Here is a 1059-nt window from a genome sequence, read left to right as displayed (position 1 = left end):
ACTACGCTACAAGGAGCAGCTATCCATGGCAATGTCCGCAACCCCAATCGAAGCTGGCGTGGACACCGCCAAAGATGAACTGGTGATTCAAAGCGCTCCGAGCACCAAACCCTTCGCCATCCCCAACACCCCGAAAGCAATCAAAGCCTGGCTCAAGACACTGCCTAAAGGCTCAGCGCTGGCCATCGAAGCGACCAGCACTTATCACATGGAAATGGCGGAGCAAGCCCACGCTGCGGGTTTCGCGGTCTACGTTATCGACGGTCTGAGGTTGAGCAAATACCGGGAAAGCGTTGCTGTGCGGGCGAAAACTGATGCCCACGATGCCGCTTTGCTCGCCCGTTTCCTGAGCAACGAGCGAGGTTCCTTGAAGGCCTGGGTTCCGCCACCTGCGGGGCATCGTGAGATCCAGATGCTGCTGCGTCGCCGCGCCAAACTGGTAGCCGTGCGCGGCATGCTGCGGATGAGTTTGTCGGGCGACAAGATGTTTGCCTCAGCGCTCAAGAGCCTTGAAGAAACGGTCAAGCGCGTAGAGCTTTTGCTGGAAAAACAGCTGCGTACGGTGATCAAGACGGCTGGGCTTTCCGATCAGTTGCGTCGCGTCCAGCAGCTTCCCGGTGTTGGCTTTTTAACGGCTGCCGGCTTAGTGATGTCCTTCATGCGCGGCGAGTTCAAGAACAGTGATGCCTTTGTCGCTTACCTGGGCATGGATGTAACGGTTGCCCAATCTGGTAAATGGGCAGGCAGAGGGAAGTTGAGCAAGCGTGGAGACTCGGAGGTTCGCAGGCTGCTGTACAACGCCTCGATGAGCGGCAGCCGAACCAAGACTTGGTCACAGTTTTACGCCCATCATCAAGCACGCGGGAAGAAGACCACACAAGCCTTGGTAATCCTTGCACGTCGCTTGGCTCGGCTGGCCTTCGGCCTGATGAGGCATCAGGCCGACTGGAAGCCCGAGATATATACCGGAGGTGCCAAACCAGCCAGCTGAGGCTGGGGCTGCTGCGCAGCCGAACCAAACTGACGGATAGCACCCAACGCCGAAGAGAAATTCTCCGG

1 protein-coding gene is annotated in these 1059 nt (G+C 57.9%); it reads left to right on the top strand.

The genetic code is table 11. The annotated features are described in order from the left end of the window. The first annotated feature begins 25 nt into the window (after positions 1-25). Positions 26-991 (top strand): IS110 family transposase, encoded by a 966-nt coding sequence (locus tag RR51_RS28420; RefSeq protein ID WP_039615480.1) that lies wholly within the window; start codon positions 26-28, stop codon positions 989-991. The last annotated feature ends 68 nt before the right edge of the window (positions 992-1059 follow it).

Origin of the sequence: Pseudomonas sp. C5pp (assembly GCF_000814065.1) — a bacterium.
Classification (GTDB): domain Bacteria; phylum Pseudomonadota; class Gammaproteobacteria; order Pseudomonadales; family Pseudomonadaceae; genus Aquipseudomonas; species Aquipseudomonas asiatica.
The sequence above is the reverse complement of the archived record's forward strand: the minus strand, read 5'-3'. Positions and strand labels throughout refer to the sequence as shown.